General features: G+C 46.1%; 30 protein-coding genes. 15 read left to right on the top strand and 15 right to left on the bottom strand.

The window, feature by feature from the left end; translation table 11 throughout:
* Positions 1–91 precede the first annotated feature (91 nt).
* The 5 genes from A8708_RS17585 (at position 92) to A8708_RS34910 (ending at position 4,472) form a co-directional block, all read left to right on the top strand.
* A complete protein-coding gene (locus A8708_RS17585; RefSeq protein ID WP_068665747.1) occupies positions 92–1,606 on the top strand; it encodes a copper amine oxidase N-terminal domain-containing protein in 1,515 nt (504 codons plus the stop codon).
* A gap of 111 nt (positions 1,607–1,717) precedes the next feature.
* A complete protein-coding gene (locus A8708_RS17580; RefSeq protein ID WP_082927598.1) occupies positions 1,718–2,071 on the top strand; it encodes a hypothetical protein in 354 nt (117 codons plus the stop codon).
* Positions 2,072–2,236: 165 nt separating this feature from the next.
* On the top strand, positions 2,237–3,832 hold the full coding sequence (locus A8708_RS17575) for a copper amine oxidase N-terminal domain-containing protein (RefSeq protein ID WP_068665745.1): 1,596 nt from the start codon (positions 2,237–2,239) through the stop codon (positions 3,830–3,832).
* 173 nt (positions 3,833–4,005) lie between these two features.
* Complete coding sequence (locus tag A8708_RS17570) at positions 4,006–4,206, top strand: cold-shock protein (protein ID WP_028555458.1); 201 nt, start codon at positions 4,006–4,008, stop codon at positions 4,204–4,206.
* Between the two features lie 65 nt (positions 4,207–4,271).
* Complete coding sequence (locus A8708_RS34910) at positions 4,272–4,472, top strand: cold-shock protein (RefSeq protein WP_081787428.1); 201 nt, start codon at positions 4,272–4,274, stop codon at positions 4,470–4,472.
* A gap of 79 nt (positions 4,473–4,551) precedes the next feature.
* Here the strand turns inward: A8708_RS34910 and A8708_RS17565 are convergent, their stop codons facing one another.
* The 8 genes from A8708_RS17565 to A8708_RS17535 all read right to left on the bottom strand — a co-directional run bounded on the left by A8708_RS17565 (position 4,552) and on the right by A8708_RS17535 (position 11,633).
* On the bottom strand, positions 4,552–4,944 hold the full coding sequence (locus A8708_RS17565) for a YflT domain-containing protein (protein WP_068665741.1): 393 nt from the start codon (positions 4,942–4,944) through the stop codon (positions 4,552–4,554).
* Between the two features lie 66 nt (positions 4,945–5,010).
* Positions 5,011–5,175, bottom strand: coding sequence for a DUF1328 domain-containing protein (locus A8708_RS34905; RefSeq protein WP_082927597.1), 165 nt, complete (start codon positions 5,173–5,175; stop codon positions 5,011–5,013).
* A 645-nt stretch (positions 5,176–5,820) separates the two neighbouring features.
* Positions 5,821–6,660, bottom strand: coding sequence for a CheR family methyltransferase (locus A8708_RS17560; RefSeq protein ID WP_068666000.1), 840 nt, complete (start codon positions 6,658–6,660; stop codon positions 5,821–5,823).
* A 23-nt stretch (positions 6,661–6,683) separates the two neighbouring features.
* Positions 6,684–9,476 carry a CHASE3 domain-containing protein gene (locus tag A8708_RS17555; protein ID WP_068665739.1) on the bottom strand — a complete coding sequence of 931 codons (2,793 nt, stop codon included), beginning with the start codon at positions 9,474–9,476 and terminating at the stop codon, positions 6,684–6,686.
* Positions 9,477–9,573: 97 nt separating this feature from the next.
* Positions 9,574–10,347 (bottom strand): sigma-70 family RNA polymerase sigma factor, encoded by a 774-nt coding sequence (locus A8708_RS17550; protein WP_068665738.1) that lies wholly within the window; start codon positions 10,345–10,347, stop codon positions 9,574–9,576.
* Positions 10,344–10,790 (bottom strand): anti-sigma B factor RsbW, encoded by a 447-nt coding sequence (gene rsbW / locus A8708_RS17545; protein WP_068665737.1) that lies wholly within the window; start codon positions 10,788–10,790, stop codon positions 10,344–10,346. The genes A8708_RS17550 and rsbW (A8708_RS17545) overlap by 4 nt, the downstream gene beginning before the upstream one ends.
* On the bottom strand, positions 10,787–11,158 hold the full coding sequence (locus tag A8708_RS17540) for an STAS domain-containing protein (protein WP_239696748.1): 372 nt from the start codon (positions 11,156–11,158) through the stop codon (positions 10,787–10,789). The genes rsbW (A8708_RS17545) and A8708_RS17540 overlap by 4 nt, the downstream gene beginning before the upstream one ends.
* A gap of 16 nt (positions 11,159–11,174) precedes the next feature.
* A complete protein-coding gene (locus A8708_RS17535; protein WP_068665733.1) occupies positions 11,175–11,633 on the bottom strand; it encodes a DUF948 domain-containing protein in 459 nt (152 codons plus the stop codon).
* Between the two features lie 169 nt (positions 11,634–11,802).
* Between A8708_RS17535 and A8708_RS17530 the strand changes: the two genes are divergently transcribed.
* Positions 11,803–12,267, top strand: coding sequence for a Dps family protein (locus tag A8708_RS17530; protein WP_239696746.1), 465 nt, complete (start codon positions 11,803–11,805; stop codon positions 12,265–12,267).
* 123 nt (positions 12,268–12,390) lie between these two features.
* Here the strand turns inward: A8708_RS17530 and rsbW (A8708_RS17525) are convergent, their stop codons facing one another.
* The 3 genes from rsbW (A8708_RS17525) to A8708_RS17515 all read right to left on the bottom strand — a co-directional run bounded on the left by rsbW (A8708_RS17525) (position 12,391) and on the right by A8708_RS17515 (position 14,378).
* Entirely contained in the window at positions 12,391–12,834 is a 444-nt protein-coding gene (gene rsbW / locus A8708_RS17525; RefSeq protein ID WP_068665728.1) for an anti-sigma B factor RsbW, read from the bottom strand.
* Positions 12,831–13,163, bottom strand: a complete 333-nt coding sequence (locus A8708_RS17520; protein WP_068665726.1) for an STAS domain-containing protein — start codon at positions 13,161–13,163, stop codon at positions 12,831–12,833. The genes rsbW (A8708_RS17525) and A8708_RS17520 overlap by 4 nt, the downstream gene beginning before the upstream one ends.
* A 69-nt stretch (positions 13,164–13,232) precedes the next feature.
* Entirely contained in the window at positions 13,233–14,378 is a 1,146-nt protein-coding gene (locus tag A8708_RS17515) for a PP2C family protein-serine/threonine phosphatase (protein ID WP_068665724.1), read from the bottom strand.
* 260 nt (positions 14,379–14,638) lie between these two features.
* On the opposite strand from A8708_RS17515, the gene A8708_RS17510 reads away from it, so the two are divergent.
* Both A8708_RS17510 and A8708_RS17505 read left to right on the top strand, forming a co-directional pair.
* Positions 14,639–14,962: a YtxH domain-containing protein gene (locus tag A8708_RS17510; protein ID WP_068665722.1), complete on the top strand. Its 324-nt coding sequence runs from the start codon at positions 14,639–14,641 to the stop codon at positions 14,960–14,962.
* Positions 14,963–15,009: 47 nt separating this feature from the next.
* Complete coding sequence (locus tag A8708_RS17505) at positions 15,010–15,423, top strand: hypothetical protein (protein WP_068665719.1); 414 nt, start codon at positions 15,010–15,012, stop codon at positions 15,421–15,423.
* Between the two features lie 411 nt (positions 15,424–15,834).
* Here A8708_RS17505 and fumC read toward each other — a convergent pair whose 3' ends face one another.
* The gene (fumC, locus tag A8708_RS17500) at positions 15,835–17,271 is read right to left on the bottom strand and encodes a class II fumarate hydratase (protein WP_068665717.1); all 1,437 of its coding nucleotides are present in this window, start codon (positions 17,269–17,271) and stop codon (positions 15,835–15,837) included.
* A 232-nt stretch (positions 17,272–17,503) separates the two neighbouring features.
* Here fumC and A8708_RS17495 point away from each other — a divergent pair, with 232 nt between their 5' ends.
* Positions 17,504–17,896, top strand: coding sequence for an acyl-CoA thioesterase (locus A8708_RS17495; RefSeq protein ID WP_068665715.1), 393 nt, complete (start codon positions 17,504–17,506; stop codon positions 17,894–17,896).
* A 60-nt stretch (positions 17,897–17,956) separates the two neighbouring features.
* Here A8708_RS17495 and A8708_RS17490 read toward each other — a convergent pair whose 3' ends face one another.
* Positions 17,957–18,526 (bottom strand): pyridoxamine 5'-phosphate oxidase family protein, encoded by a 570-nt coding sequence (locus tag A8708_RS17490; RefSeq protein ID WP_068665996.1) that lies wholly within the window; start codon positions 18,524–18,526, stop codon positions 17,957–17,959.
* A gap of 193 nt (positions 18,527–18,719) precedes the next feature.
* On the opposite strand from A8708_RS17490, the gene A8708_RS17485 reads away from it, so the two are divergent.
* The 5 genes from A8708_RS17485 to A8708_RS17470 all read left to right on the top strand — a co-directional run bounded on the left by A8708_RS17485 (position 18,720) and on the right by A8708_RS17470 (position 23,443).
* A complete protein-coding gene (locus tag A8708_RS17485) occupies positions 18,720–20,168 on the top strand; it encodes a spore germination protein (protein WP_068665713.1) in 1,449 nt (482 codons plus the stop codon).
* Entirely contained in the window at positions 20,165–21,262 is a 1,098-nt protein-coding gene (locus A8708_RS17480; protein WP_068665711.1) for a GerAB/ArcD/ProY family transporter, read from the top strand. Before A8708_RS17485 ends, A8708_RS17480 begins: the two co-directional genes overlap by 4 nt.
* Positions 21,259–22,359 carry a Ger(x)C family spore germination protein gene (locus tag A8708_RS17475; protein WP_068665709.1) on the top strand — a complete coding sequence of 367 codons (1,101 nt, stop codon included), beginning with the start codon at positions 21,259–21,261 and terminating at the stop codon, positions 22,357–22,359. The genes A8708_RS17480 and A8708_RS17475 overlap by 4 nt, the downstream gene beginning before the upstream one ends.
* 130 nt (positions 22,360–22,489) lie before the next feature.
* Complete coding sequence (locus A8708_RS35510; RefSeq protein WP_157264846.1) at positions 22,490–22,654, top strand: hypothetical protein; 165 nt, start codon at positions 22,490–22,492, stop codon at positions 22,652–22,654.
* A gap of 159 nt (positions 22,655–22,813) precedes the next feature.
* A complete protein-coding gene (locus A8708_RS17470) occupies positions 22,814–23,443 on the top strand; it encodes a DUF3298 and DUF4163 domain-containing protein (protein ID WP_239696744.1) in 630 nt (209 codons plus the stop codon).
* Between the two features lie 6 nt (positions 23,444–23,449).
* On the opposite strand, the gene A8708_RS17465 is transcribed toward A8708_RS17470, so the two are convergent.
* Positions 23,450–24,481, bottom strand: coding sequence for a TRM11 family SAM-dependent methyltransferase (locus A8708_RS17465; RefSeq protein WP_082927595.1), 1,032 nt, complete (start codon positions 24,479–24,481; stop codon positions 23,450–23,452).
* A gap of 35 nt (positions 24,482–24,516) precedes the next feature.
* On the bottom strand, positions 24,517–25,407 hold the full coding sequence (locus A8708_RS17460) for a LysR family transcriptional regulator (RefSeq protein ID WP_068665707.1): 891 nt from the start codon (positions 25,405–25,407) through the stop codon (positions 24,517–24,519).
* A 131-nt stretch (positions 25,408–25,538) separates the two neighbouring features.
* Between A8708_RS17460 and A8708_RS17455 the strand changes: the two genes are divergently transcribed.
* On the top strand, positions 25,539–26,609 hold the full coding sequence (locus A8708_RS17455) for a branched-chain amino acid aminotransferase (RefSeq protein ID WP_068665705.1): 1,071 nt from the start codon (positions 25,539–25,541) through the stop codon (positions 26,607–26,609).
* The last annotated feature ends 340 nt before the right edge of the window (positions 26,610–26,949 follow it).

The raw sequence follows: 26,949 nt of genomic DNA, 5'->3' as shown, positions 1-26,949 counted from the left end.
CCCGCACAGCGCATCCTTCTCGTACAACTTGCGTATAATCATTCGATGACTTATCGTTAAATCTATTAAAACAAAAGGAGTAGATTATCCCATGCATTCAAAAAAATGGACTTGGTTAATTTCGGCAGTGCTGGTAATCATGATGTTGACACTAACAGGTTGTCAATCCATACAAGGCTTGGAACTGGCGAAAGCCGTTCAGAATGACGCGAATGTGAAGTCTTCCGAGTCAAAAGGTACTTTGCAGTTCGAACTTGTCCCAGGCGATACTTCTAAGCTCTCTGCGGATGAGAAAGCCGCACTTGCTGCTTTGAAGGATGTAAAGGTTGAGCTTGCTGTTACAACGCAGGATAGCCAGCATCTATCTGCCGAAGGCAAGATTGTTTACAGTAAAGGGACTATCCCTTTCAACGTTGCTATGGAAGGTACGAAGATTAACCTTAGCATCGAGGGTTCGAAACAACCGATTGTTATCGATCTTTTGGGCGGGACGGATATTTCCTTCTTAAGTTTCTTACCTAAAGCTATCCAAGAACAATTCGGAAATAAATTACTTGAGATTAAATCAGGACTTATTGAACTTATTGTAGCGAATATGACAGATCCTACTTCCCTAGCAATTACTTCGGTAACGGACAAAGTGAATAATGAATCGCTTTCGTTGCGCAAAGCACATGTAGAGCTTAGCGGCACTGAATTAGCTGCCCTTCTGCAAAAGCTGCTAGCTAACGTTCTTGCCGACGAAGCTGGCCTCAAAAAAGTGCTTAGCCAATTGTATGATGCCCTTGCTCCTGTCATCCAAGAACAGATCGCAGGTGGAGATAAGAGCATTACGTTGAGTCTTCTAACGAATAAGGATCTGACACTTGGCTTTGTGTACGCCCCGATCCATGATTATCTAGCGAAATTAGCGGATTCCATTGATCCAACGAAGGATATGTTTAGCAGCAAAGCATCGCTTCAAGCAGATGTTTACATCGATAATGACAATCAAATTCGCAAGCAGAACATCGCGATCAATATGCCAATGACAGAATCCAACAATGGCGCTTCCGCGATTAAGGTTTCCTTTGTGAGTGAAACTTGGAATTTGAATAAACCGGTTACGGCTAGCAAAGTAGATACGTCCGGCGCGCTTCAGCTTAAACCAGATGCTACAGCAATCTTCAAGGTGCTAGCAGCACTCGATAAGCAATCTACGCTGTACAAAATGCTTAAAAATGATTTTCAAGTAACGAAAAAAGATATCAACATGGTTACTGACGGGTCAGGGGCTAAGGACGACACGCCTCAACCATTCATTAATGCGAATGGCACAACGATGGTACCGGTTCGCTTCGTTTCGGAACAGTTAGGTGCTGAAGTTGGCTGGAATGGCGATCTACGCCAAGTAACGATTACCGATTTCCTCACAGGGAAAACACTTCTATTAACGTTGGATAGCACCAATGCAACTGTGAACGGTTCAGCTGTTCCTGCACTGGAAAGTGCTGCTACATTGTCCGATAACTCAACATTTGTTCCTATTCGCTTCATTGCCGAGCAACTTGGCTGCGTAGTTTCATTCAACAATGAGACGCGTGTCGTCACAATTCACCGTGACTAAGTAATTTCTATATAGGCGATCACCCTTTTCGTATAGCTGAATAGTCTAGTAATGAACCTAGGCAGAAAGCCTGCTGCGAGCGCGCAGTTGAACGAGAAGGAGTGAACGTTTATGTATACGAACCCTATGCACCCACAAGGACCACATGGTCATCAAGGGCACCAAGGACCTCATATGGTGTACCAATCAGAGCCCAACTGGCAACACATGATGAAGCACAAAAGAGACGCTGTCATGCACGCCCTGCACCCACACATGGGCCGTAAGATTCGTGTCACGACAATTGATGGGCATACACACGAAGGTGTTCTCATCAATGCAGATGGTCATCACGTGTATCTGAATATGGACCCACATCACGGTCACCAACAAGGTCATCACAGACCGATCTACACACCAGCACAATATAATCAGATTATGACACTTGTACTTTATGAACTCTTGGTTATTCTCCTGCTCGCCTAACACAGAAAGCTCGCTCCTTCATGCCACGCGGCTAAGGGTAGCGAGCTTTTCTTTGCCTTTTTGTAAAAAACCACCAGTCAAGCGCATCTTTTCCTTTTTCCAAGCGTATATTCTATCGCTGCTATTTTTTACTAGCTACTATACATAGAAGGAGTAGATTTGATCATGCTTAGAAAGATTGGAATAGGGTGGGTTGCTACCCTGCTTGTCATCTTGCTCATAACCTTAACGGGTTGTCAGGCAATTCAGGGTTTCGATATTGCGCAAGCCCTGCAAAACAGTGCATCAATTAAATCTGTTAAGGCTAGCGGTTCTATGAAATTGGACTTTCTTACTAGTTCCACAGGAAGTTTGACTGCTGAAGAGAAACGATTACTAGACATTTTGAAAGATATGAAAGTAGATTTCACGAACATCCTCTTACAAGATGAGGAACACGTCTCCATCGAGGGAGCGCTCTCCTATGCTGGCGGTACGATTCCCTTTAAGATCGCGGTACAGGATGCCATGTTGGTCATTCACATCGAAGGGGCCAAGAAACCAATCTCGTTTGATCTCTCGTCAACGAAGACTGCAAGGCCAACAGCAGCTACGGCAAACCGTGATGAGCAGTTCACCCAGAAAGCAAAACAACTGGCGCCAGCTGTCATCAAGTTCTTTCTAAATAACGCACCTAATCCGGAGCATTTCACTGTTTCATCCGTAACCGATATGATACACAATGAACCACTCGGGCTGAAGAAAGCCCATATCGAAATTTATGGCAATGAAATTGAAGGACTTCTTAAGAAATTCCTGAACAATATCCTCGCTGACGAAAAAGGCCTAAAGGAATTGATCGGTCAGCTCTATGATGTATTTGTTCCACTGATGCAAGAACAAATGAAATCGTTGTCGACGCCCAACAACAATTCCAACACGAACGTCTTTGTTGATCCGAACGCGCCTAATTTTGAAAACAAAACGGAAACTGTCGAATACTACTACACGAAGATTCAAGAGTTGCTTGGAAAAGCACTGAATGACTGGGAAGAACAAGGTAATAGTCCATCTTCCCCCAAGGTAAATCCTCAGACAGAGGCACTGTTCAGTGATAAAACTTCGCTCAAAACGGACATTATGATCGATGGAGATAACCAAATTCGCAAGCTCAATTTGGAGTTAACCCTCCCTGTTACGGATATCAGTTCAGGCATTGAGGGCGTCCGCTTAACACTTAACTCGGAGCTCTCGCAGATCAATCAGCCAGTGACAGCTGCAACGATTGATATTTCTAAAGGCACACAAGATATGGCAGCGATGAATACGATCAAAGAGGGGGCGTTTCTAGCCCTATTCGATAAGAGCTCCAAGGCTTATTCCCTTCTAAGAAAGGATTTGAAGATCGCGAAGAAAGAGGTTCACCTTTTGCTCAGCACACCTGCTGACTTGCATCCTTCTAGTGCTACGCAACCTTTCATCAATGAGGAGCAGGTTGCTATGCTGCCTCTTCGCTTTATCTCAGAGCGCTTCGGCGCTGAAGTAGCTTGGAATGGCGCTAAACAACAGATCACGATTATTGATGCGCTTAGCGAAAAAACAATCGTGATGACCATCGGCAGCCGCGCAGCAATCGTGAACGGCACTTCCGTTCAGATGCAGAGTCCAGCCATCCTGAAGAATGGTTCTACGTTCGTGCCGCTGCGTTTTATCACCGAGCAGCTGGACGGTAAGGTTAGTTTCAATGGCGAAACAAGAAGTGTAACCATTACCAGAGAATAGTTGTTCAGGAAGTCTGAAAATAACTTTGATGTTTTTTCAGAAAAGTGGAATAAGCTTCCTGATTAATGGATATATTATCAAAGCTGCGTTAATGATTTACAAGCTCTTCGGAACGAGTTGATTCCGCCGTTGAGAATCGCAGGCACAAATTATTGTTGGAGGTTTATGAAGACATGGAAACAGGTACAGTAAAATGGTTTAACGCAGAAAAAGGATTTGGATTTATCGAAATGGAAGGCGGCAATGACGTATTCGTTCATTTCAGCGCCATTACAGGAGAAGGTTTCAAAAGCTTGGATGAAGGCCAACGTGTGCAATTCGAAGTTGTTCAAGGTAACCGCGGACCGCAAGCTGAAAATGTAGTCAAGCTGTAGTCCTTCATCACATATTGCTTTAACTGCTTGCGCGTCAGAGTCAATCATGACAAGGAGGAGTTCGATTGTACTTTTCAAAAAAATCATTGGAACCAGTACCGGAGGAACAAACCAGCATCTGGACCTGCAGTACTGATCAGTGCTCTTGCTGGATGAGAGATAACTTTTCGTTCGCGGATAGTCCCGCATGCCCGATTTGCAATTCATCCATGGTCAAGGATTTAAAGATGCTCCCAACCTTATCGAACACAAGCAGCAGGCGATGAATCCGACAAAAGCCCTTGTCTCCCATGGAGACAAGGGCTTTTGCATAGAATAGGAGTACGAGTTCGCATCCTTATTCACTTATATGATAGTTCGCTGAAAGGCTTCTCCTTGATACATTAACAAGGTATCTTCATCGCTCATATGTGGCGTAGCTAACACGAGGATTTTCCCCCACTCCAGCTCAGTAATGAGACTGTCCGCCTCAGCTTCCGGCACTCCGAGTGCCATGATCTTCACTCTCAGTTCCTCACTGCGTGATCGGAAGAGATTGGCGATTGACGCGAACAGCCCCTCTTCGGCCATTGAAATCTGCTCTGCACCCGTAAACTCCGCAACGTATTCTGTACCTTCAGCACTGTGTGTCAGAACATAAATATGATCTTTTTTAAACCCTTCGGAATGCAGCTGTTGCACCTTATTCTGCGTATCCTCAAGACTTGATGTCACACTTACTCTGGTATACGTACTCATGGTAATTCCTCCTCGTCAATGGGATTTATAGCGTGTATTCGCGTACCTCGAGTTAGCTATTATGTGCTAAATGCTTCGGCGTCTGCCGAAAATCAGTGATACGACGAACATAATAAGGAAGACGAAGAACAAGATTTTGGCGATACCTACTGCCGCTGAGACAATCCCAAAGAATCCAAATACACCTGCAACTAACGCAATTACTAGAAACGTCATAGCCCATCCTAGCATGCCCAACACCTCACTTTTTCTTTTTCAATATTGTTGATCTTGCTATGTTATCTATTACCCATGCCACCTAGGGTTGAAACAGGCCTTAACGTAAGTTGATCAAAAGCGACTATGCCGTTAACTAAGAATGTGTACGCTATTTTAGAGGTATGCCATAATATCGCGTATGTATTTGTGGCCCAGGGGTAACTGAATCTTACTCTTATTGAATACGGCCGGATGTGTGAAAAGCTGGTTGTGAGCAGGGCTAGAGTGAGAGAGTTGGGGTAGAAGTAGAAGTAGAGGTGGAGCTGGAGGTAGAAGTACGTATAGTAGCAGTGATAATAGCGGTAGAAGTATGAGAAAAGGTGAGCTAACTCCCCCTGTGTGCCAGATGAATAGATGGATTTTATACAGGTAAATCAAGAGATTTCCTGATCAAACGATGAATAGATGGAAAACCTGTAGTTAATTCTCCACCCATTTTACTCAATTTGATAAAAAGAAGCCGTTTTACCTACATGTTTTACAGTTAAATTGAATTTTCGAGAGAATTTCGCATAAATAGCTGTATTTTTTCCAGTTATTCCCTCATTTTTAACACCGAAAAGTAAAAAGGCGCCCCTCCACTCACATGGATTTGGGGCACCTCTTCACCAACATCTGCTACGATCTCTTACGGTATATTCGTTCATGTGGCACAAAATCATCATATTGCACACCATCAGGCACGTGGAGAATATACTCTTTCTTCCCTAGACCCAAGATGCCTTGCCGGGTTAAGCTGCTGTAGAACAGACTGTGCACTTGATGCTGCAGCTTCGGATTGAAATAAATCATCACATTCCGGCAGAGGATAACGTGAAACTCGTTAAAAGAACCGTCTGTCACCAGATTATGTTGGGCAAACATCATATTCTCTTTCAGGTGCGGTTTAAAATAAGCATACTGATGATCCGTCGTATAATACTCCGAGAACGCTTTGGAGCCGCCAGACTCCAAATAATTCGTGGTATAGAGCTGCATCTGCTTCAGCGGGTAAGCGCCTCTCTGCGCCGCCTCTATAGCCTGCTCATTCATATCCGTGGCATAGATTCGCGTCTTCTGTGCCAAGCCCTCTTCTTGCATGAGAATAGCCATGGCATAGGCTTCTTCCCCTGTAGCGCAGCCTGCGTGCCAGATTCGAATCTCTGGATAGTCCCGCAACGTGGGGACGACTTGCGTTCGGAAGGCAGTGAAGAAACTGGGATCTCGGAACATTTCTGTCACTCGAATCGACATGTCTCCCAGCAGCTTGTCCACGAATAGCGGCTCATGCAGCACTTTTTCCAGAACCGCTGAAATCGTTGGCAGCTTTTCCATTTTCATTCGATTTAGAATTCTTCTGCGTAAAGAGGAGCGCACATAATGTCGGAAATCAAATCCGTACATTTGGTATATGCCCTCCAAGAGCAGATTAATCTCAATATTCTCCCTCTCGTCGACAGGAGGCTCTTCGTGCTCCATCCATCCATCCAGTGGATCATGTATCAATGCTTCTTCACCTGCTTTGTGAGCCACACACGCATCAACGAGAAAAGTTGTTCCATCTGCAGCGGCTTCGTAATATAGTCTGATGCTCCTGCTTCAAGACATTTCTCTTTCTCGCTCTTCATCGCTTTGGCTGTCAATGCAATGATGGGCAAGTGGCGTAACTCCAATCCACCGCGAATCTCCTTCATGGCATCGTAACCATCCATTACTGGCATCATGATATCCATTAATATCAGGTCGTAATCTGACTCCTTGGTCAATAGGTCGATGGCTTCTCTACCATTCTCGGCTACTACAACCGTTACGCCTTTTATTTCTAAGGCACTAACGAGTGCGAATACGTTACGGGCGTCATCATCAACAAGCAGAACTCGCTTTCCTTCAAATAGGTGTGCATCTGCATGAATAGTCATAGGCACATCCGAAGATAGCTCAGCATCGCTAAGGAAACTATTCGGATAGGGAGTTCCTCCTACTCCTATATGAGGAATCAACTGCTCACTAGAAGCGGCGATCTGATTATGTGCCGAGCTGCCGTCATGGTGACCACGATCTTCTGGGCTAGTGGGAATATACAACGTAAACGTACTGCCTACCTGCACCTCACTCTTCACAACAATCGTGCCTCCAAGCAAACGGGTAAACTCGCGACAGATTGATAAACCGAGCCCCGTCCCGCCATACTGACGATTCGTTGTGCCGTCCACTTGTTGGAACGCCTCGAAAATAATATGTTGCTTATCAATCGGAATCCCGATACCTGTATCCTTAATGGAGATCGCCAGAATCGTTTCATTAGGACCTCGATGAAGAAGTTCTCTAATACGTGATGAATCAGCGAGCGCTATTCTCATTGTAACAGAGCCTGTTTCGGTAAATTTAAAAGCGTTTGACAGCAGGTTTTTCAGAATTTGCTGCAATCGTTGACCATCTGTCACAATGACGGACGGCACATCTGAATCCAGCATAACATGGAAATCTAATGCCTTTTTCGCGGCCACTGGTGCAAACATTAACTCCATGGACTGTGGAATCTCAGTCACATTAACTTCGTCCTGCATGATCTCTATTTTTCCAGCTTCAACCTTGGATAAATCCAGAATATCATCAATTAATGACAGTAAATCATGCCCCGCCGTATTCACCACACGTGAATACTCCACAACCTCGGACATTTGCATGTCTCCGCTGCTCTCCACTAGCATTTGCGAAAGAATCATGATGCTATTCAGCGGTGTACGCAATTCATGAGACATATTAGCCAAGAAGTCGGTTTTGTACTGAGAACTTGTCTTCAACTGCAACGAGTACTCTTCCAGCTCATCTTTGGCCTTCTCAAGCTCCGTTGCTTTCTGCTCAGCAAATTGGTTCTGCTCCTCCAGAAATTCATTCGTCATCCGCAATTGCTCCTGCTGCATTTGCAGTTCTTCAGACTGTGTCTGAAGCTCCTCGGATTGCGTTTGCAATTCCTCTGTCAGAACTTGCGACTCGGAGAGGAGACGCTCCACTTCCATCCGGCTGCGCACGCTCGTAATCGCGGTTCCGAACTTCTCTTGCAAGGAATCAATCAACGTCAGATGCTTCGACTGAAATTGGTGAATAGAGGCCAACTCAATGACGGCTTCCGTTTTTCCATCTACAAGAATCGGGGCCAATAGCAGGCTGCGAGGTGTTGAAATCCCTAACCCCGATGTTATTTTCACATGATTATCAGGCAAATTATCCAATAAGAAAATTCGTTTATCGACTGCACATTGTCCCACTAATCCTTCGCCTAATTGAAACTGGGTAGGGGCATGAACCTGTCCAGACGCTGCATATCCTGCAATTTTCACATACGTAGGTTCGCTCTCTTCGTTATGCCTCAAATAAATAACACCATAACTAGCATCCAACATAGGAGCCAGTTTATGGATAAAGGCTTCACTCAGCAATGTGATGTCACGTATGCCTTGATACAGTGTCGCAACCTCAGTAATGCCAGACTGAATCCAACTCTGTTTCTCTAAATTCGCTAAGAGATCATTCGTTGCCTCAGCCAACATACGGATTTCATCATTCGTCTTCACTTCAATCCGAGAGGAAAGATTGCCTTCCGATGCAGTAATATCACGAATCTTCTGAGTAACTTGTTTAATTGTGTTCGTTATCGAATTCGATAGAATGAGTGCCACAACTACCGCGATAATGGAAATAATACCTAGAACAGTAAAGAGAACGATTTTTAAATTATAATTGCTTTTGGCAATTTGCTGCACTCTTAACGCTGTTAGGTTTTTCTCTGTCGTGAGAAAAGAATCAAATTGCGTACGCAACTGATCCATCACCTTTTTGCCTGCATTCAGTTTAAAATAGTCATTAAGAGCTGTCGTATTGTTTTCCTTTTTCAAACGAATAACATTGTCCCCGCCTGTTTTCAACCAAGCCTGAATCGACTCTTTAATAGACTCTAAGCTTTGCACTTGGGGGGGATTATCGCTAACAAGTTGTTTAACTTTATTCCACGTTTCTTGCCACGTTCGACTGCTTTCATTATATGGATCTAGATACTGCTCATCGCCTGTGATGACAAAGCCGCGCATGCCTGTCTCCATATCGAGCATTTTTTTCTGCAATTCATTAAGCTGATCATGTACTTCCATATCATGAGAAGAAATGAAGCTGACTTCTTTCTGTAGATCCGTAACGCGACTACTTACGACTAATAACGATAGACCCAAACAGACAAGAATTAAGATATATCCCAGCATAATCTTGGGTTTAATCTTAAGTAGAATGGAATTAAACATAAGAAAGTGCCTCCTGGTACAGTTGGTAGCAAATGTAAGATTAACATTATACTAATCTACTATACCACATTTTCAGCCCATAACAGGTAACTAACCTTTATACGCTAGGTGTTAAGGCTGTTTTCAATTTCGACATGGCCCGCTTCTGAATACGGGATACACTCATTTGAGAGATGCCAAGCTGATCTGCAATATGGCGTTGAGACTGCCCCTCCTGGTAGATCATCGCAATGACAGTACGTTCCTCATCCTTCAAACAATCCATCGCTTCCGCTAGATCCATGCGTCGTTCGACGGCTTGATAGTCATCAGAGGAACCTGCTATCATATCCCCAATCGTGGCCCCATCCCCCTCGCTTGTAAGCGGGGTGTCTAGCGATGTGTAGTGATAATAATCACGTCCAGCTAAGATTTCAATCGTTTCTTCTGGGCTCAATTCCAAATAAGCAGCAATTTCATCCACATTCGGCGAGCGCTCCAGCTTAGCCGTCAGCTCATCCAATGCACGTCCCATCTGGGCACCTTTTTCCTTAATGCGTCTGGGAACTTGTATGTACCATGATTTATCACGCAAATAATTTTTGAGATGACCGATGAGGCTTTTCATCGCATAACCTTCAAAAGGTACTTCCATGGCATGATCATACTGTGTAAATAATCGGAGCATCGACATCTGTCCGACTTGAAAGAGATCCTCATAGAGATCAGGGCGGCTTCGCGACATTTTGTTTACGGCCATTCGAACTATCGGTTCGTAATGCAAGAGCAATGCCGTAGCCGCCTCTGGACATCCGGTTTCTTTATAAATCTTCTTCTTTTCATAGATCTCATATAAAGGATCGGAGGAAGAGACCGTTCCCTTCGCATTCATACAATCTCCTCTTTTCTATACACCTGCTTAGTCAGAATGACCTCAGTTCCTTGGCCACCGCGTGCAAGCACCTTAACATCATCCATGAGTGCTTGCATCAGGAAGAGACCGAGTCCTCCAACATTCGCTTCTTGAATCGATTTATGGTGCAGCGTCACTTCTTCTGGATCCGTTTGAATATAATGAAAGCTATCGCCTTCATCCTTCACCGTTATTTTCATATAACCCTCGCTAGGCTCAAATTGAACCTCTACTATGCCTGGATTTCCCTCTTCGTACGCATGAAGAATGGCGTTGTTGCAAGCTTCTGCGACAGCAACCTTCATATCTTCAATGTCCTCAAAGGAGAAGCCCGCTTTGGTTGCAACGCCGTATAATGTGAGTCGAACAATATCCAAATATTCTGCTTGTGCAGGTATGGTCAAACCAATGTATGGGCTCATATGATCTCTTCTTTCCTTTCAAGTACACGTTGATTTTCTCTTAAGCTGCCATTGCTATGCAAATAACTAGAAACACCTGTAATGTCGAATAACCGTCTAACTTTAGCTGGGATATGGTCGATCTGGAAAGCTGCGTTCATGGCAGCCCTCACTTTAATTGCAGAGACGATGAGCCCAATTCCCGTGCTGTCTATATATTTCAATTCCTTTAAATCTAAGATAAGCGTTTCTTCCTCATTTCTGACAACAGAATCCAGCACATTCGCTAGTGAAGACGCTGCTGAAAGATCTAGCTCTCCACTTAAATATATCCTATTTTCTTTCCCATTCGATTGTTTATAAAACATAAATTTACGTATTGCGTTCACGCCTGATGACCCCTCTCTATTTCATCGAACCGGTTTGCGGTGATGACTTCTTTACTTTAATTTTATCCCAAATCTCGAGCGTCATAGTTGCTCCTTGCAGAATAGCCTTTAACTTCCCATTTAACGGGGATGTTTTCTTGGATACCTCTGTTGGTTTCACAGAAGCGATCAGGCTTGAAGCTGATTGTTTAACAGAAGACGATAGCTCATGAAGTACTTGACCAACATCCTGCACAGTTCCAAATAGATGATTAAGTGTGGAAAGTTTCATTCGCATATCGATCGCAACCTCATTCGTATTGAGAATGACATCCTTCACATCAGAACTGATCTCCGTCACTTCAGTTTTCATCTGCCCCATTGTTGAGGTGATCTCATCAAGGGAATGCTTTAATGATTTTAAGGTTTGGATCAAATAAAACACCAGAAATACAAACGCTACGGCTACAACACATACACTAATTTGAAGCAACATGGGAATCCCTCCTATTTTGCCTTGTTATTACGTAGTTACCCATGGTAGAGAAAGTTGAATCACCTTTCATAAGAAATATGCGTTTCCTAAATGACTGTTTCACTTTGCTCCAGCAAGGGTACTTATTTCTTGTAGACACAACTAAATTAATTTAAGTGGAGGAATGATCATGGTTAATTCAACGATAACGAAGGCTAGCCCGCTAACAGAGATGCTCGATAAACAAGTCGCCAACTTCTCGGTACTCTATATGAAGTTGCATAATTATCATTGGTATGTGAAAGGTGAGAATTTCTTCACCCTACATATTAAATTCGAAGAACTGTACACGGAGGCCACACTCCATTTGGATACGATAGCAGAGAGAATGCTTTCCCTGCGTGCAGTTCCGACTGCTACCCTGAAAGAGCATCTGCAGATGGCTTCAATTAAAGAAGCCAAGAAGACTGAAAGTGATGCTAGTTCCATGGTAAAACAGCTCGTCGATGATTTCACGATGATATGCGCCGAGTTGACCGAAGGAATTGAATTGGCTGAAGATAACAAGGATCAGCCAACAGCGGACATGCTGATTGCCATCCGCTCCTCCTTGGAGAAGCACAGTTGGATGCTGGCAGCTTATCTCGGCAAATAGGACAAGCAAAATAAACGGCTGCACCGTCCTTTGAAGGACAGGAGCGTTTATCTAGAAATTCAGCATAATTAGTAAGTAAAACTTATAAATTCTGATATTTTAAGAAAAACCACGGTTTGGCGGTTAATCCGTCATTCCGTGGTTTTTATTGTCCATATATTTAACTAAAGTAACCTCAGTGCCACTCGTTGTGTCGACCAGAACTTCATCCATCAACGCTTCCATCAGATAAATGCCCAGACCACCACTTGTAAGCTCGCTTGGCATCGTCCCTGTGAAAGGACCCGTTTGCCGGCTTTCACTAGATGCCCCGTAGCTAGTCCCGTTATCCTTCACTTTCACTCGGAGAGCATCATCACTAAGTTCATAGCTAATGTCGATGTGACCGCCGGTATCTCCAGGGTTCGCATGCAGAATGGCATTATTACAAGCTTCAGATACAGCCACCTTCATGTCTTCAATGTCTTCATACGAGAAACCCAGTTTCGTTGCTACACCATACAAGCTAAGTCTCACGATTTCCAAATGCTCCGCTGCTGCTGGGATATGTAGGCGAATGACATTCATACGCTGCCTTCGATCCCTTCATTCAGAAATCCAGTAATCCCTGTCAAATCAAACAGTTTCCTGATCCCTGGCGGAATATCATGGACGGCGAACGGCGATTTGATTTCATCGCGGATCTTCAAGGTAGATACCACGATGCCGATGCCTGTACTATCGATATAGTTTAAATCCTTTAAATTAAGAATTAATGCTTTGTCTTCACGATGAACGACGGCCTCAAGTGCTTGGCGGAAAGCTTTCGCTGCTGCCAAATCAAGCTCCCCACGAATAATGAGCTGTATTGACTTCTCTGATTCTTCAAGAGTAACTTCAAATCTTTCTGAGGACATAAGCCACACTCCTTCGTCATTATTGTTGTATCGTACCAAGACCACTGCTCGTATACAAGTTTCACGAAATTACACAAATCTAGAGGCAGAGATCATGACTAAGCACATATCATCCTGCGAAGGGCTGTTCTTCGTGGTAGCAGCCAGCCTTTCGACTAATCCTTCCGGGTCATGCCCATTCCGATCTATGACGTTGTTCTTGATTTCAGCCAAACCATCATGCTCCTCATCTGAGATCCATTCCGTCAATCCATCGGTATACAAGACAATTTGAGCCCTTTTCTCGTAAGTCGCGAACCCTTTGGTAACTTCAATCCCTTCAAAAAAGCCAATTGCACAGCACCCTTCAGAGAGCAGTTGCACTTCGCCATCAAGCACAGCAACACCAGCCGGATGGCCGGCATTCACATATTCTATGGTGCGCTTCTCGGTATCAAGTACGAGATAGATCGCGGTAAAGTAATAATTAATAAGACTATCTGTGACATGGAGCTGATTCATTCGCCTATTGAGTTCCTGCATCACCAACTCTGGATCGCCTATCGTCGTAATGGTATCCTTCAAAGCCGAGTAAATATACATACACACTAAGGATGAAGAAATACCATGCCCCATCATATCGAGCAAAATAATGCCATATTGATGCGGTCCGATTGGGTACCACGCATAGAAATCACCTGCCAGTTCTGACGAAGGCCGATACACCGCCGAAATCTCGATATTCTCATTCTTCAGTGGATGGCTAAGCACACTAAGCTGGACCTGTTTAGCCAAATCAAGCTCATACTTGATTCGTTTATCACGCTCTTTATGCCAATCCTTCTCGTATTTCAAACGAAGTGTAGAGCGAATCCGGGCTAGAAGCTCCACCTTATTAATCGGTTTCATGACATAATCCAACGCTCCTGCGTCCAAAGCCTCTGCCAACTTATTGGAATCCCCCATCGCCGTTACGAAAATAATCGGAATATCTCTTAAGCGCTCATCAGCTTGTACTGTCCGACACGCTTCTACCCCATCTATTTCCGGCATCATCATATCCATAAGAATGAGATCAACCGTTATTTTCGCTTGATCGGGTGTATTCATACCAAGTAAGTGATAGAGCTCTCTGGCTGAAGATAGCGATATTAATTCCGTGTAGCCCGCTTTTTCCAGAATTTTTTCAATAATTAACAAATTGGTCTTATTATCATCCACAATAACAATACTCATCACGCTAACCCCTTTCGGGTAAATAGGAACAGATTTCCCTATGTATAATCTACTATATATCCTATAACCCTATTGCAGACTTTTCAATCAGGTAATGAAGAAACTTCACAAAATTAACTATAATATCCCTGTTACGTATGGTATCAGAAACCTATATGATTAACATTTTTCTCTTCCACCTGTTTCACTTTTTCTCTAGACGGGTACATCCAAGTATGGACATGAAACACCTAAACCCCAAATTAAAGGAGAGATGACGTATGAGTGAAGTAGTCGAGACGAACAAAGGCGGATTATGGTTAGGTCTAATGATTGGTGGTGCTGTCGGCGCGATCACCTCATTGTTAATTGCCCCTAAAGCGGGGAATAAGCTGCGCGAAGACCTTATGAACACTTATCGGACTTGGCAGGAAAAAACGAAAGAAATCGCCACTTCCGTCAGCGAGGGCTCCAAAGCCATTGCGGAAAGCGTTAGCCAAAAGACAGAGGATCTTGTCGATACAGCGAAAGAAACAGCCAAAGAAAGTCAGCATCGTGTGACTGACACGATTCAGGCAGCCAAAACGACTTTTCAAAATAATTAATCCTAGTTGTACTGGGGGGTACCCCCTACTTAAAGGAGTGCTTTACGATGGACAAACATGTTCTGCACCAACAGTTAACTGACCGCGGACTTGAACGTATAGAATACGTCGAGAAGTCTGTGTACCGCATTGATATTTATAACGATGCCACCTCAGCAGCTTATCCGTTGACGTTAACCACGATAACTTCCGAACTCGGGAATACAACCGTGCATTTCCATGAGGCTGATTTCATTGACAACCAATTCGTCCCTCTGCAAGTTCGCCGGGCCGCGTTGGATAAATTAATTGAGCTTGAGCAGATCTGTAACGGATCGACTGGGAAATCCCTTGAAGAAGCCAACAATGGCTCTATGGCTCAGGACATGGATGAAATGAAGAAGCTCGGAAATGAAATGAAACACATGAAAACCAATAGCGAGCTCATAGAGAATAATCTAGTTCCTGATCCGATGCCGTAGTGGATTGGTGAGGGTGGAGAGAAACCACAATCGGAAGATAGACAACAGAAGAGGGTATCCCGTCACATAGGTGGCTGTGGGATACCCTCTTCTGTTCGTTCTGGCTTATGCCTTCGGATGTACCATATCCTTGAATCCAGGCTGCGCTCCGATGATTCGGTCATTAGTGATGTTTTTCATCACTAATGACGTTGAATCCAAGCTGCGCCCTGCTGTTTTCGGTCATTAGTGATGTTTTTCATCACTAATGACGTTGAATCCAAGCTGCTCCCTGCTGTTTTCGGTCATTAGTGATGTTTTTCATCACTAATGACGTTGAATCCTGGCTGCGCCCTGCTGTTTTCGATCATTAGTGATGTTTTTCATCACTAATGACGTTGAATCCAAGCTGCGCCCTGCTGTTTTCGATCATTAGTGATGTTTTTCATCACTAATGACGTTAAATCCAAGCTGCGCCCTGCTGTTTTCAGTCGGATGTACCATATCCGCTGGCTTCACGTAGCTGTCGAATTGTTCAGCGGTTAAGTAGCCGCTGCGTACCGCCGACTCCTTCAACGTCAGCCCTTCCTTATGCGCCTGCTTCGCGATGCTGGCCGCCTTCTCATACCCGATATACGGGTTGAGTGCCGTTACCAGCATCAGCGATTGCTCGAGGTTGCGCTGAATCACCGCGCGATTGGGTTCCATGCCTGCGAGGCAATGGTCATTAAACGAGCGCATGCTGTCCGCCAGCAGGCGTACAGACTGCAAGAAGCAGTGGATGATAACGGGCTTGAACACGTTCAGCTCGAAATTCCCCTGACTAGCGGCGAAGCCGATGGCCGCATCGTTGCCCATCACCTGGCACACGACCATCGTCATCGCTTCGCTCTGCGTGGGGTTGACCTTGCCCGGCATAATCGAGCTGCCGGGCTCGTTCTCCGGAATCGTAATTTCTCCGATTCCGCAGCGGGGACCGCTCGATAGCCACCGAACATCGTTGGCTATCTTCATTAAGTTCGCCGCGAGCGCCTTGAGCGCGCCGTGGGCGTAAACGATCTGATCATGGCTGGTCAGCGCATGATACTTGTTCTCAGCCGTGACGAAGCGCGTGCCCGTCTCGCGAGTCAGGGCTTCGGCGACGCGGGCGCCGAATTCGGGATGCGCGTTCAGCCCCGTGCCGACGGCGGTCCCGCCGATTGCGAGCTCGCGCATCGTATCCACGGCGCTGCGCACCATGCGCGACGCCGTGTCCAGCATCGCCCACCACCCGCTGATCTCCTGACCCAGCGTCAGCGGGGTCGCGTCCTGCAGGTGGGTGCGGCCGATCTTGACGATGTCGGCGAAGGCCGACATCTTGGTGTGAAGCGTCGCCTGCAGCCCCTCCAGGGCAGGCAGCAGCTCTTGCTCTACCGCGATGACACCGGCCACGTGCATCGCGGTCGGGAACGTATCGTTCGAGCTCTGCGAACGATTCACGTCATCATTGGGATGGATCCGCGAAGCGCCATCCGCGAGCAGTTCGCTGCCACGGTGGGCGATCACCTCGTTGACGTTCATGTTCGACTGCGTCCCGCTCCCAGTCTGCCATACGACCAGCGGAAACTCGTCGTCCCAGCGGCCTTGCACGATTTCATCGGCCGCTTGGGCGATCGCCTCCGCTTTATCCGCCGACAATCCGCCGAGATCGCGGTTAACGTGGGCGGCTGCTTTTTTGAGCAGCGCGAAGGCGCTTATCAAGCGTGGCGGCATTCGCTCCGTACCGATTTTGAAATTCTCGAAGCTGCGCTGTGTCTGTGCTCCCCACAACTTATCCACAGGTACTCTGATTTCCCCCATGGTATCCCGTTCTATGCGATATTCCGTCATCTCAATTCCCTCCTTGATCATGCCAACTAACTACTTCTATTTTACTGAGGACCGTACCCACTACTACCCATACTTGGAAACACATAAACACGCATCGCATAGTGTCCCCAAATGTTGGATCCTTATGAGTCGCGACTGGTTATCCCAGCAGCAGAAAAGCTATAATAAAGCTATAATAATGAAGGATCGTGGCTACCTGCACATTCAAACTCGAACAAAGGAGATTACACATATGGAAACGAAATTAGCGATTATCGTCCGTTCCACTGAAATCGATGTGAACGGGCATGTGAATAATGCCAAATATTTGGAGTACCTCGAATGGGGTCGCGAGGAGTGGTATGAGGCTTGTGAATTGTCTTACGAGGCTTTTGGTGCGCTCGATATTCAAACCGTAACCGTCAATATCAACATCAATTATCGGAAAGAATGCAAGCAAGGCGAGCACTTAACGGTGAGCTGTCGCCCGGAGAAGATCGGCAACACCAGCTATGTACTGCGCCAGGAGATTCGCAATGGGCAAGGTGAACTGTGTGCAGATGCGCTTGTGACCAGCGTGACGATGGACAGCGTGACGCGCAAAAGCCGGGAAGCCCCGGCAGCATTACGAGCATATTTCGTCTAATCGTTCCTCATAAGGGAAGGCCGTGTTAGGGGACAGTTACCGAGTGGCGGCGCGGCCGCTTCATCTATTCTCTGTGGATAACTTTTGGCCAATTGGTGTCAGTAGTCCGTCCATACTCGTCATGTTCTTCTTCTCCCAATAGGCGTGCAAACCTTCCTCTCCTTGCTTCGTTGCCCAATTCTGCAGCGTATTCCGTTCCCCCTCATACGTGTAGAAAGGTACACTAAACCCGCAGGATGACTTCACCTCATGAATATCAATAACCATGATTTGCCGCCCCCCTGGCAGTAACTCGAACTTCGGCGCCAATTGATCCCACTCGTCGGATCCAGGAAGTATCACACGGCCTTTGCCATAAAGCCTGATAATCTGTGGCGGCCCCTCGATAGCCATGAACATGATGGTAATACGGCCATTCTCCGCAAGGTGAGCGCTAGTTTCATTCCCACTCCCCGTTAAATCCAGATAGGCCACTTGATTGGCCGATAGAATCCGCAGCACATCGTGCCCCTTTGGCGAAATATTCACATGTCCTTCCGCAGTTAGCGGAGCTGATCCTACGAAAAAGATGTGTTGCTTAGCGATGAACGCCTCGTGTTCCGGCAGCAGTGCCTCGAATGATTTCCCCATTTCGTACTCACTCACTTCCCATTTTCTTCTATTATGTACCCCTTAGGTCTATTTGTAAAATACATAAATTACATGTTAGTTATAGGTAATACCTATAGATAAATATGAACCCTCTCTCTATCACTCCCCCCATGAAGTTACATATTTCTGGCATTACAGGAAAGAGTAAGGAGAACTGATGATAAGGGAGGGAATGCGCGTGAAACAAAATCCGACGATCGAAACAGCAGAGGCCTATTTCAACCAAATTTTCTCCGAACAAAGCGACTTTCAATCGAAAGAATTGCTCATGGGAGGAGCATTATTTAAACTGTTTTATTTCGAATCGCTTGTCGATTTGAACCTTGTTCAAGATTTCATTCTAAAGCCGCTGCTTCTCCGCCCTCAGGATGGTATTCGCCAAGTAGTGTCGATTCTCGACTATGCTGAAACAGATCATTGGGAGGAAGCCGTTCAAGCCCTATTGTACGGTAAAGTTGTACTCTATCAAAACGGAGAAAGTAAACTGTACCTACTCGGCGTCGATTTGAAGAAGGAGCGTTCCATTAATATCCCGATCAATGAACGAGTTCTTCGCGGTGCGAACGAAGCTTTCATTGAGAATTTAGATACCAACATTAATTTGATGCGCAAATTAATCAATTCTACAGAATTCGTTGTAAAAACATACACGATTGGACGCCTTTCGCGGACGAAGGTCGCTGTCATGTACATCAAGTCGGCTGCCACAACAGCGATCGTCACTGAGCTGGAGAGAAGGCTTGCTAGCATTGACATTGACTATGTCGAGGCGCCAGGATTTGTCGACGAATTGATCCGAGAGAAGAAGTTCAGTCTATTTCCACAACTGCTCATTACGGAACGGCCTGATCGCGCGCGCTCCTATCTGATGGAGGGTAAGGTCGTCATCGGAACGGCAGGGTCACCAGATGTCATCATTATGCCTGTAACGTTTTGGTCCTTCCTGCAAAGTCCTGATGATTATCAAGTAAGCTGGCTGATAGGTACATTCTTTCGCCTTTTGCGCATATGCTGCCTTTTCGTTACGATTGGCCTGCCCGCCTTGTATGTGGCTGTCAGCGCCTTTAACCCACAGCTGTTACCAATCAACTTCGTCAATACACTCCAGAGCTCTCTGAAATACGTCACGTTTCCGCCCGTTCTAGAGGCGCTTTCCATGATGTTCATGCTTGAGATATTAAGAGAAGCAACCATTAGACTAGCGAGTCCTGTCGGCCAAACCATTGGCGTCGTTGGGGGGATCGTGATCGGAACGGTTGTCGTGCAAGCCAACTTGGTTTCCAATACAATCGTTATCGTTACTGCCCTAACAGGCTTGGCTTCCTTCGTCCTGCCTTCTTACGAGATGAGTAGTGCAGTTCGCTTGTTAAGCTATCCTGCGCTCCTTCTTTCCGCGTTGTTCGGCTTGTTCGGCCTTGCGTTCTTCTTCATGATGCTTTGTATACATCTATGCCAAATGACAACCATGGGACTCCCTTACTTTACACCGCCGTTCTCCTTAACTGATACGAAGGATACGCTATTTCGGGTTCCCATTTGGAGATTGCTTAAACGCCCCATTGAAACGATTTCGAGCAATCGCACTAGGTTAAGGAATCCAAGGAGTTGGAAACGCCCATGAAAGAAGAAACCATCACAAGAAGACAGCTGATTTCGCTAGTTATTATGGTTCAGCTCGGAATTGAGGTACTGTCTCTGCCACATGTCGAAGCAGGATCAGCAGGCCATGATACATGGCTGGCTGTCTTGCTAGCTGCATTAGCCTCACAAGCAGGCATCACGCTGCTCTGGTGGCTTGGCAGTCGCTACCCCAAGCTCAACTTCTACGCCTACATCCCTCTTATTGTAGGGAAACCAATTGGAGCCAGCATCAATTTGTTGCTGGGATGCTATTACGCCTTTTCGGGACTACTGTTAACACTACTGTATAGTGACATCTTAAAAAGATGGCTCTTTCTGCTCACGCCGAGATGGGTTCTTATTCTTATGCTTCTCCTCGTGTGCGGCTATGCAGCTACGTCAACACTCAGGCAGTTGGCCAATATATCCCAAACCTTCATGATCTTCGCTTACATCAGCTTTTTGCTCATCGTATTTAGCGGAATCTACGGTCTTGATGCGAGAAATTTGTTGCCTGTTCTACTCAATGGATGGTACCCGCTTCTGAAAGGTGCCTACTCTGCTTTTAGTTCTTATGTTGGTTATGAGCTGCTTCTTTATGCTTACCCCTATGTACAGTCTGACAGTAAAAAAAAGGTGCTGCTTTCGATGACATTAGCGAATGCTGCTACTGCCGTATTTTATATTGCCGTTTGCCTGATCTGCTCCATGAAGTTCAACTTAAAACAACTGGAAGTTATTCCGGAACCTATTATTTTTATATTAAAAAATTATCGCGTTGATATTTTGCAGAGCATTGATATCTTGTTCTTGATTTTCTATGTATGTATTGTATCGGCAACGATTTATACCTATTTCTTCATGGCTGCCAAAGCATTCCTGCACTTACGCGGCCGTGGCTTGGGTAAACAGTATTTTTGGGTATGGATGACAGTCGCTCTCTGTCTGCTTGGAGGTTTCTTCTTAACGAAGCGTAACGACATTCTGCAGATCGGTACGATACAGGATATTATGTCGATTGCGTTGGTGGTTGCTCTGCCAGTTGTTCTGCTCATCATTTCTGGGCTGCGTGGCACGAGGAGGAATGAAACATGAAGAAATCGGTAGCGGCACTTCTTATCTGTTTACTGCTGACAGGTTGTTGGGATCAGTCGCAACTGAAGAAACTGCTCTTCGTCGATGTCATCGGCGTAGATTACTCAGGTGACAGCAAGGAGCTCCAGGTCAGCTGTGTCATTTCCTCTCTTCAGAATGCTAATCTAGGGGGAGGCAATCCCAACAACGTATTCGTGGAGTCGACAGGTGATACGATTTATGATGCTGTGAGTAAAACAAATAAAGAATTTCCTGGCATTCTTACTGTGCTAGAAACCCGGTTATTTCTGATAAGCACCGCATTCGCCAAAGATCAGCCGCTGAACTACCTCAATAGTATCAGCCAATTCATCGCCAATCCTTTGTATGGCTATCTAGCCGTGTATGACGGCGATCTAACTAAACTGCTGCGTAAGAAAAAAATAAATGATCAGACCTTGTCGGAATTTCTTGTAGGTTTATTGGAAGATGATAAAAAGAGGGGGAAAATCCCCTTGAATAAAATAGTTCAATATATCCTCGGAGGCGCAGGTTTCCTTAACGACTTTGCACTTAATCGGTTGGAGCCTTTCGAGAATGGCGTTCGTCTCGCAGGTACGGCTTTATTTCGAGACGGAAGGTATACAGGCGTCAATCTCGATGATGATAATACCCTCTTAGCCATGCTGCTGGACGGTACATCCGGTAAAAATCAACTCATCACAGGTAAGGTGAACGACAAGCACTACACTGCTTTAGTACAGAACGCTCATCGCGATTTCCATATTAACGCTAAGGATGGCCGCCTTCATGACATTGCAATCTCGTTAGATTTGGATCTGAAACTCATTGAAGCTGGATTAGAGAGTAAACGACATACGAAAGACATGCTCGCCGAGCTCGAAAAGCAAATTACAGCTGATCTCCTACCAAAGGCAACTAACGTAATTGCAACCCTGCAGAAGACGAATTGCGATTATCTGCAGCTTGGACATGAAGTGTCCGCCTATCATCCCAAGCTGTTTGGCGGTATCCACTGGTGGCGCGAGCAGTATCCAACCCTCCCCATTCAACCACAAGTGAAGGTCAAGATTCTGAATACAGGTATTTTGGAGTAACGTCAGTGAGAAAAACTTCTATTCCCTTTGCATATTTTTCCTCTATTCGAAGAATACTTAGTTGGTTGAATCTTAGCTTATGTTTACGACGCCGGATTTCTGGCGAAAACGCGAAGGAGGTGATTGTACCATGTCAACAACTAACAGTAATGACGACGTAGTAAGTCATGCAATTAATGCGGCTCAGGCAAATGCTGAAGACAGCCAATCCCAACAACAGGTAGAGGAATTGTCTGCTGCCCTGCAAAGTGCAACATCCGATGCTAGTGATGAGGAAAACACCTCACAGGAATAATTCGGTTCAGTTCCGTATCAAATAAAGAGCTTTCCCTCACGCTAATCGCGATGCAGGGGAAGCTCTTTTTCTTTGACAATGGCACGAATTGGTCTCATTCATTGAACCAAACGCCCATCTTTGGAATATGGTGTAGCAAAAACGTAGGGATGATGAAACATGAGAGACATGGACCAGGACTTAGAATTGGAACACCAACCCGTTAGTATACAAACCTATAAAGTGCTAAAGAGCAAATTAAACCTGTTGTACCCGGCTGTGATTCATATGAATTCGCCTAAGGTGCAGCATACCATTAACACTACGATTGTCGATGCCGTGAACCAGCAGTTACACGATCAAGGCTACCCGCATAACCCATCAACGGATGTAACGGCCTACTACGAGATTAAAACAAATGAACGCCGCGTACTTAGTTTATCTTTGATCAATTATGCTTTCTCTGGCGGCGCACATGGCAACACGATACAGAAATCATTAACGTTCAGTACTGAAACGGGTAAAAACTATACGCTGAGCGAGTTATTTAAGCCTGGCAGCGATTATGTTGCCAGACTTAGCGCCATGATTGCTGACGAAATTAAGCGGCGTGAGATTCCTTTGTTAGTCGAATTTACAAGTATTCGCCCTGATCAAGATTTCTATGTGGCAGATAAATCCCTTGTTATCTATTTCCAACTGTATGAGCTAGCCGCTTATGTGTATGGGTTCCTGTACTTCCCGATTTCGGTGTACGCGCTCCAGGATATCATTGCTGAAGACGGTCCGCTCGGGAAAATGATGTACTAAACCAGGCTAGACGCAGACGATAATTTGCCGACTGAAATTGCCTTTGTTCACGGTGCAGCGTGCGTCGATATGAAACCCGGCTTCCGATAGCAGCGGGTCCATCTGCTCAGTTGTAATAATGACCGCACGCCGCGCTAATCGTCGAGCGGTTTGCAGCTTCTCCAGCTTCTCTGACTCCGGCAGAACGGAACAAAGATTGTACGGCATGTCCAGAATGAGCGCATCGTAGATCGGCTCTGGGCTGCCCTGCAGGGCTGTAGAATGCGGAACGAGCGTCCGCATGTCGGCGATCTGGACCACGTCCGGCATGCCGAAGTGGTCCAAATTCACCCGCGCGCCGCGCACGGCCAGCGGGTTGATGTCGTAACCCACGATGTCGATCCCCATCGACATCGCCTCCACCAGCACCGTGCCGATGCCGCAGCACGGGTCAATGACCCGCGTGCCCGCGACTTCGGGCACGGCAATGTTCACCACCGCCCGCGCGAGACGCGTACCAAGGGCGGTGGAGTAGTTCTGTGGCTTCGACTGATGCTGAAGCCACACGGCTTCGCCGTAGCGACATTCGCCGAACAGCCACCGGCTGTCCAGCTCCGTCACGGCGAAATATTGCTCTGGCCTGCGCATCTCGGCCTTGCCGCGCAGCCCCAGCCCTAGTTCACGCTCGACGCTTCGCTGGCGGTCATAGCTGACCGCCGTGTCCGTCTCCGCGAACACGACCTTGAACGTTGCGCCGCGCACGGTCAACGTCTCCAGTTCCGAGGCCAGCTCCGTTAGGCTGTCGGCCTCGAAGGCAACATCCAGCCGCAGCTTCAGAAACGGGCTGCGGCTCGGCTCTACCTTGTGCGCGCTGACCGCGTAGCGCGCGCCGATGACAGCCTCTGCGCCCAGCAATGTGCGCAGCTCCAATTGACACAACGCCTGTTCATCTTCATGACAGGCAAATACATACACATATTTCCCGCTTTTTTCCTCTGGACTCTTAGGTTCTATTCTCTTTTCTTCTGCACTTCTAAGTTCTGTGCTTTTACCTTCCATACTCATCAACTCCAAACCCTCACTATTCCCTCACGCTAAGCAAATTCTTGGATAACCTGCTTCACGAACGTATCCATCGTTTTACACAGAAACATATCCTTCCGATACACAATACCCACTTCCTTCTGCGGAATGGGATCAATAATAGGAATCGCGCACAGCTTCTGCTCACGCATCTGATCGCCCATACCAGCTACATAGGATTGAGGCAAAATCGCGCCACACACATGATGCCTCGCCATTTGCAACAGGGATTCAAGTGTGGATAGTTCCACAATGGGCTTCCAAGCAAGACCGATCTGCGTGCAGCAGTTATCCATCATTTGCCGAACATAGAACTTCTGCTGCAGCATTGCAATAGGAATATTTGTCAACTCCGCCAATCGGATCTCCTTTACCTGCGCTTGGGCAAATGCATGCTGAGTCGATACCACGAGCTGGAGCTTCTCTTGGTACAACGGCATACACCGCAGCTGCTCGTCCTCTTCTGGCAAAAAAACCACACCCACATCCAACTCATTGCTCAGCAGCTTTTCTTTCGTCTCCTCCGTTGCCAGCTCCATCACCGACAGCTCGATTTTGGGGTATTTGGCATGAAACGTCATGATCGTCGCTGTCAGCAAATGATTCCCTGAACAACCGATTCGCAATCGCCCGCGCTGCATCCCTTGGAGCTCATTCATCGCCGTCTGCGCTTGCTCCAGCTCATGAAAAATATTACGGCTATGCTTGCGCAAAATCTCGCCCGCTTCCGTGACATAAATCTTTTTGCCGATGCGTTGAAAAAGTGGGGAACCCACTCGATCCTCAAGTAACCGGATCTGTTGACTCAGTGTAGGCTGACTAATACCCAGCCTTTCTGCCGCTTTGGTGAAGTGCAGCTCCTCGCACACCGCCAAAAAATACACCAATAACCGATAATCCACCTGAAGCCCCCCGATCATAGCTATTAACTATGATAGTAATTGATAAATCGCAATTGATCAATGATTGCGGATTTTCTATAGTTAAGGGTAAAAGATTGTGAGAACCTCAACCTGAAAGGTGGCACAAATATATGTACGGAAGCATTCGCATTGAACCCAATTTGCATAGCAAGCCCCTGCCCAATTTAGACGAAAATCTGGGGTTTGGAAAACTTTTTACCAATCATATGTTTATGATGGATTATGAAGAAGGCCAAGGCTGGCATGATCCGCGCATCATTCCTTACGGTCCGATCTCCCATGATCCCGCGGCAATGGTTTTCCATTATGGGCAAGCTGTTTTCGAGGGCATGAAGGCATTTCGCACCGAGAACGATGAAGTCGTTTTATTTCGCCCCGATCAAAATGCTAAACGATTGAACCGCTCTAGCGAACGTCTGAGCATCCCGCAAATGGATGAAGAATTCGTTGTCCGCGCCATTCAGGAATTAGTTCGTGTTGATGCGGCTTGGGTGCCGAAGAAAAAGGGCTCATCCTTATACATTCGTCCTTTCATTATTGCAACAGAAGCGATTCTAGGTGTCCGCCCATCTATGAAGTATTCCTTTATCATCATTATGTCACCTGTTGATGCTTACTATGATGAGGGTCTACAGCCGATTAACATCCTTGTAGAAAGTTACTATGCTCGATCCGTGCAAGGTGGAACAGGCAATGCCAAAGTAGCCGGCAATTATGCCGCTAGCTTAAAGGCACAAACGCTGGCAAAAGAACATAACTGTGCTCAAGTGCTATGGCTCGACGCGATTGAGAAGAAGTATTTAGAAGAAGTCGGCAGTATGAATGTCTTTTTCAAAATTAATGGAGAAGTCGTCACGCCTAGCCTCAGCGGCAGCATTCTGGAAGGAATCACGCGTGGAAGTATCATCCACCTGCTGAAAGAATGGGGTATCTCCGTTTCTGAGCGAAAAATTTCAATCGATGACATCGTTCAAGCTCATGCAGATGGAACGTTGGAAGAGGCTTTCGGCACCGGCACCGCTGCAGTTGTCTCACCAATTGGCAGCCTGCTGTGGAACGGTACACCGATGGTTGTGAACCATGGTGAGATTGGCCAGCTTGTGGAGCGACTGTATACAACGATTACAGGAATTCAATGCGGTAAACTGCCAGACACTTTCGATTGGTTGTTAAAGGTTTAAGTCCGGATCATCGTGAAATTCAAATTACCAAACTAACTAAATGTGCAATCACAGACCGACGAATATGCCAATTCGTCGGTTTTTGGCATCCAGGCTGTATGTGCGCAGGTTGGCTTGTAAACAAATTAATGTTTCATGTCTGTGGTTGGGGGGGGAGTTGAGTTGGGGTGTAAAGCTGAGTTGGGGTAAGGTGAGTGAGTAGAGTAGAGTAGAGTAGAGTAGAGTAGAGTAGTGTTGAGTAGAGTAGAGTAGTGTAGTGTAGTGTTGAGTAGAGTAGTGTAGTGTAGTGTAGTGTAGTGTAGTGTAGTGTAGTGTAGTGTAGTGTAGTGTAGTGTAGTGT

Source organism: Paenibacillus oryzisoli (genome assembly GCF_001653565.1).
Taxonomy (GTDB): domain Bacteria; phylum Bacillota; class Bacilli; order Paenibacillales; family NBRC-103111; genus Paenibacillus_E; species Paenibacillus_E oryzisoli.
This window is presented reverse-complemented; position numbering and strand designations above follow the sequence as displayed.

What these genes read in the sequence shown, in the direction of transcription:
- A8708_RS17580 (WP_082927598.1), top strand. Translation starts at nt 1,718, where the DNA reads ATGTATACGAACCCTATGCACCCACAAGGACCACATGGTCATCAAGGG.
- A8708_RS17480 (WP_068665711.1), top strand. Translation starts at nt 20,165, where the DNA reads ATGAAAGAAGAAACCATCACAAGAAGACAGCTGATTTCGCTAGTTATT.
- A8708_RS17570 (WP_028555458.1), top strand. Translation starts at nt 4,006, where the DNA reads ATGGAAACAGGTACAGTAAAATGGTTTAACGCAGAAAAAGGATTTGGA.
- A8708_RS17535 (WP_068665733.1), bottom strand. Translation starts at nt 11,633, where the DNA reads ATGTTGCTTCAAATTAGTGTATGTGTTGTAGCCGTAGCGTTTGTATTT.
- A8708_RS17470 (WP_239696744.1), top strand. Translation starts at nt 22,814, where the DNA reads ATGAGAGACATGGACCAGGACTTAGAATTGGAACACCAACCCGTTAGT.
- A8708_RS17575 (WP_068665745.1), top strand. Translation starts at nt 2,237, where the DNA reads ATGCTTAGAAAGATTGGAATAGGGTGGGTTGCTACCCTGCTTGTCATC.
- A8708_RS17495 (WP_068665715.1), top strand. Translation starts at nt 17,504, where the DNA reads ATGGAAACGAAATTAGCGATTATCGTCCGTTCCACTGAAATCGATGTG.
- A8708_RS17550 (WP_068665738.1), bottom strand. Translation starts at nt 10,347, where the DNA reads ATGAATGCGAAGGGAACGGTCTCTTCCTCCGATCCTTTATATGAGATC.
- rsbW (WP_068665737.1), bottom strand. Translation starts at nt 10,790, where the DNA reads ATGAGCCCATACATTGGTTTGACCATACCTGCACAAGCAGAATATTTG.
- A8708_RS17455 (WP_068665705.1), top strand. Translation starts at nt 25,539, where the DNA reads ATGTACGGAAGCATTCGCATTGAACCCAATTTGCATAGCAAGCCCCTG.
- A8708_RS17465 (WP_082927595.1), bottom strand. Translation starts at nt 24,481, where the DNA reads ATGGAAGGTAAAAGCACAGAACTTAGAAGTGCAGAAGAAAAGAGAATA.
- A8708_RS17490 (WP_068665996.1), bottom strand. Translation starts at nt 18,526, where the DNA reads ATGGGGAAATCATTCGAGGCACTGCTGCCGGAACACGAGGCGTTCATC.
- A8708_RS17485 (WP_068665713.1), top strand. Translation starts at nt 18,720, where the DNA reads ATGCGCGTGAAACAAAATCCGACGATCGAAACAGCAGAGGCCTATTTC.
- A8708_RS17520 (WP_068665726.1), bottom strand. Translation starts at nt 13,163, where the DNA reads ATGTCCTCAGAAAGATTTGAAGTTACTCTTGAAGAATCAGAGAAGTCA.
- A8708_RS17555 (WP_068665739.1), bottom strand. Translation starts at nt 9,476, where the DNA reads ATGTTTAATTCCATTCTACTTAAGATTAAACCCAAGATTATGCTGGGA.
- rsbW (WP_068665728.1), bottom strand. Translation starts at nt 12,834, where the DNA reads ATGAATGTCATTCGCCTACATATCCCAGCAGCAGCGGAGCATTTGGAA.
- A8708_RS17475 (WP_068665709.1), top strand. Translation starts at nt 21,259, where the DNA reads ATGAAGAAATCGGTAGCGGCACTTCTTATCTGTTTACTGCTGACAGGT.
- A8708_RS17530 (WP_239696746.1), top strand. Translation starts at nt 11,803, where the DNA reads ATGGTTAATTCAACGATAACGAAGGCTAGCCCGCTAACAGAGATGCTC.
- A8708_RS17585 (WP_068665747.1), top strand. Translation starts at nt 92, where the DNA reads ATGCATTCAAAAAAATGGACTTGGTTAATTTCGGCAGTGCTGGTAATC.
- A8708_RS35510 (WP_157264846.1), top strand. Translation starts at nt 22,490, where the DNA reads ATGTCAACAACTAACAGTAATGACGACGTAGTAAGTCATGCAATTAAT.
- A8708_RS17505 (WP_068665719.1), top strand. Translation starts at nt 15,010, where the DNA reads ATGGACAAACATGTTCTGCACCAACAGTTAACTGACCGCGGACTTGAA.
- A8708_RS34905 (WP_082927597.1), bottom strand. Translation starts at nt 5,175, where the DNA reads ATGCTAGGATGGGCTATGACGTTTCTAGTAATTGCGTTAGTTGCAGGT.
- A8708_RS17565 (WP_068665741.1), bottom strand. Translation starts at nt 4,944, where the DNA reads ATGAGTACGTATACCAGAGTAAGTGTGACATCAAGTCTTGAGGATACG.
- fumC (WP_068665717.1), bottom strand. Translation starts at nt 17,271, where the DNA reads ATGACGGAATATCGCATAGAACGGGATACCATGGGGGAAATCAGAGTA.
- A8708_RS17560 (WP_068666000.1), bottom strand. Translation starts at nt 6,660, where the DNA reads ATGGAGCACGAAGAGCCTCCTGTCGACGAGAGGGAGAATATTGAGATT.
- A8708_RS17515 (WP_068665724.1), bottom strand. Translation starts at nt 14,378, where the DNA reads ATGAGTATTGTTATTGTGGATGATAATAAGACCAATTTGTTAATTATT.
- A8708_RS17510 (WP_068665722.1), top strand. Translation starts at nt 14,639, where the DNA reads ATGAGTGAAGTAGTCGAGACGAACAAAGGCGGATTATGGTTAGGTCTA.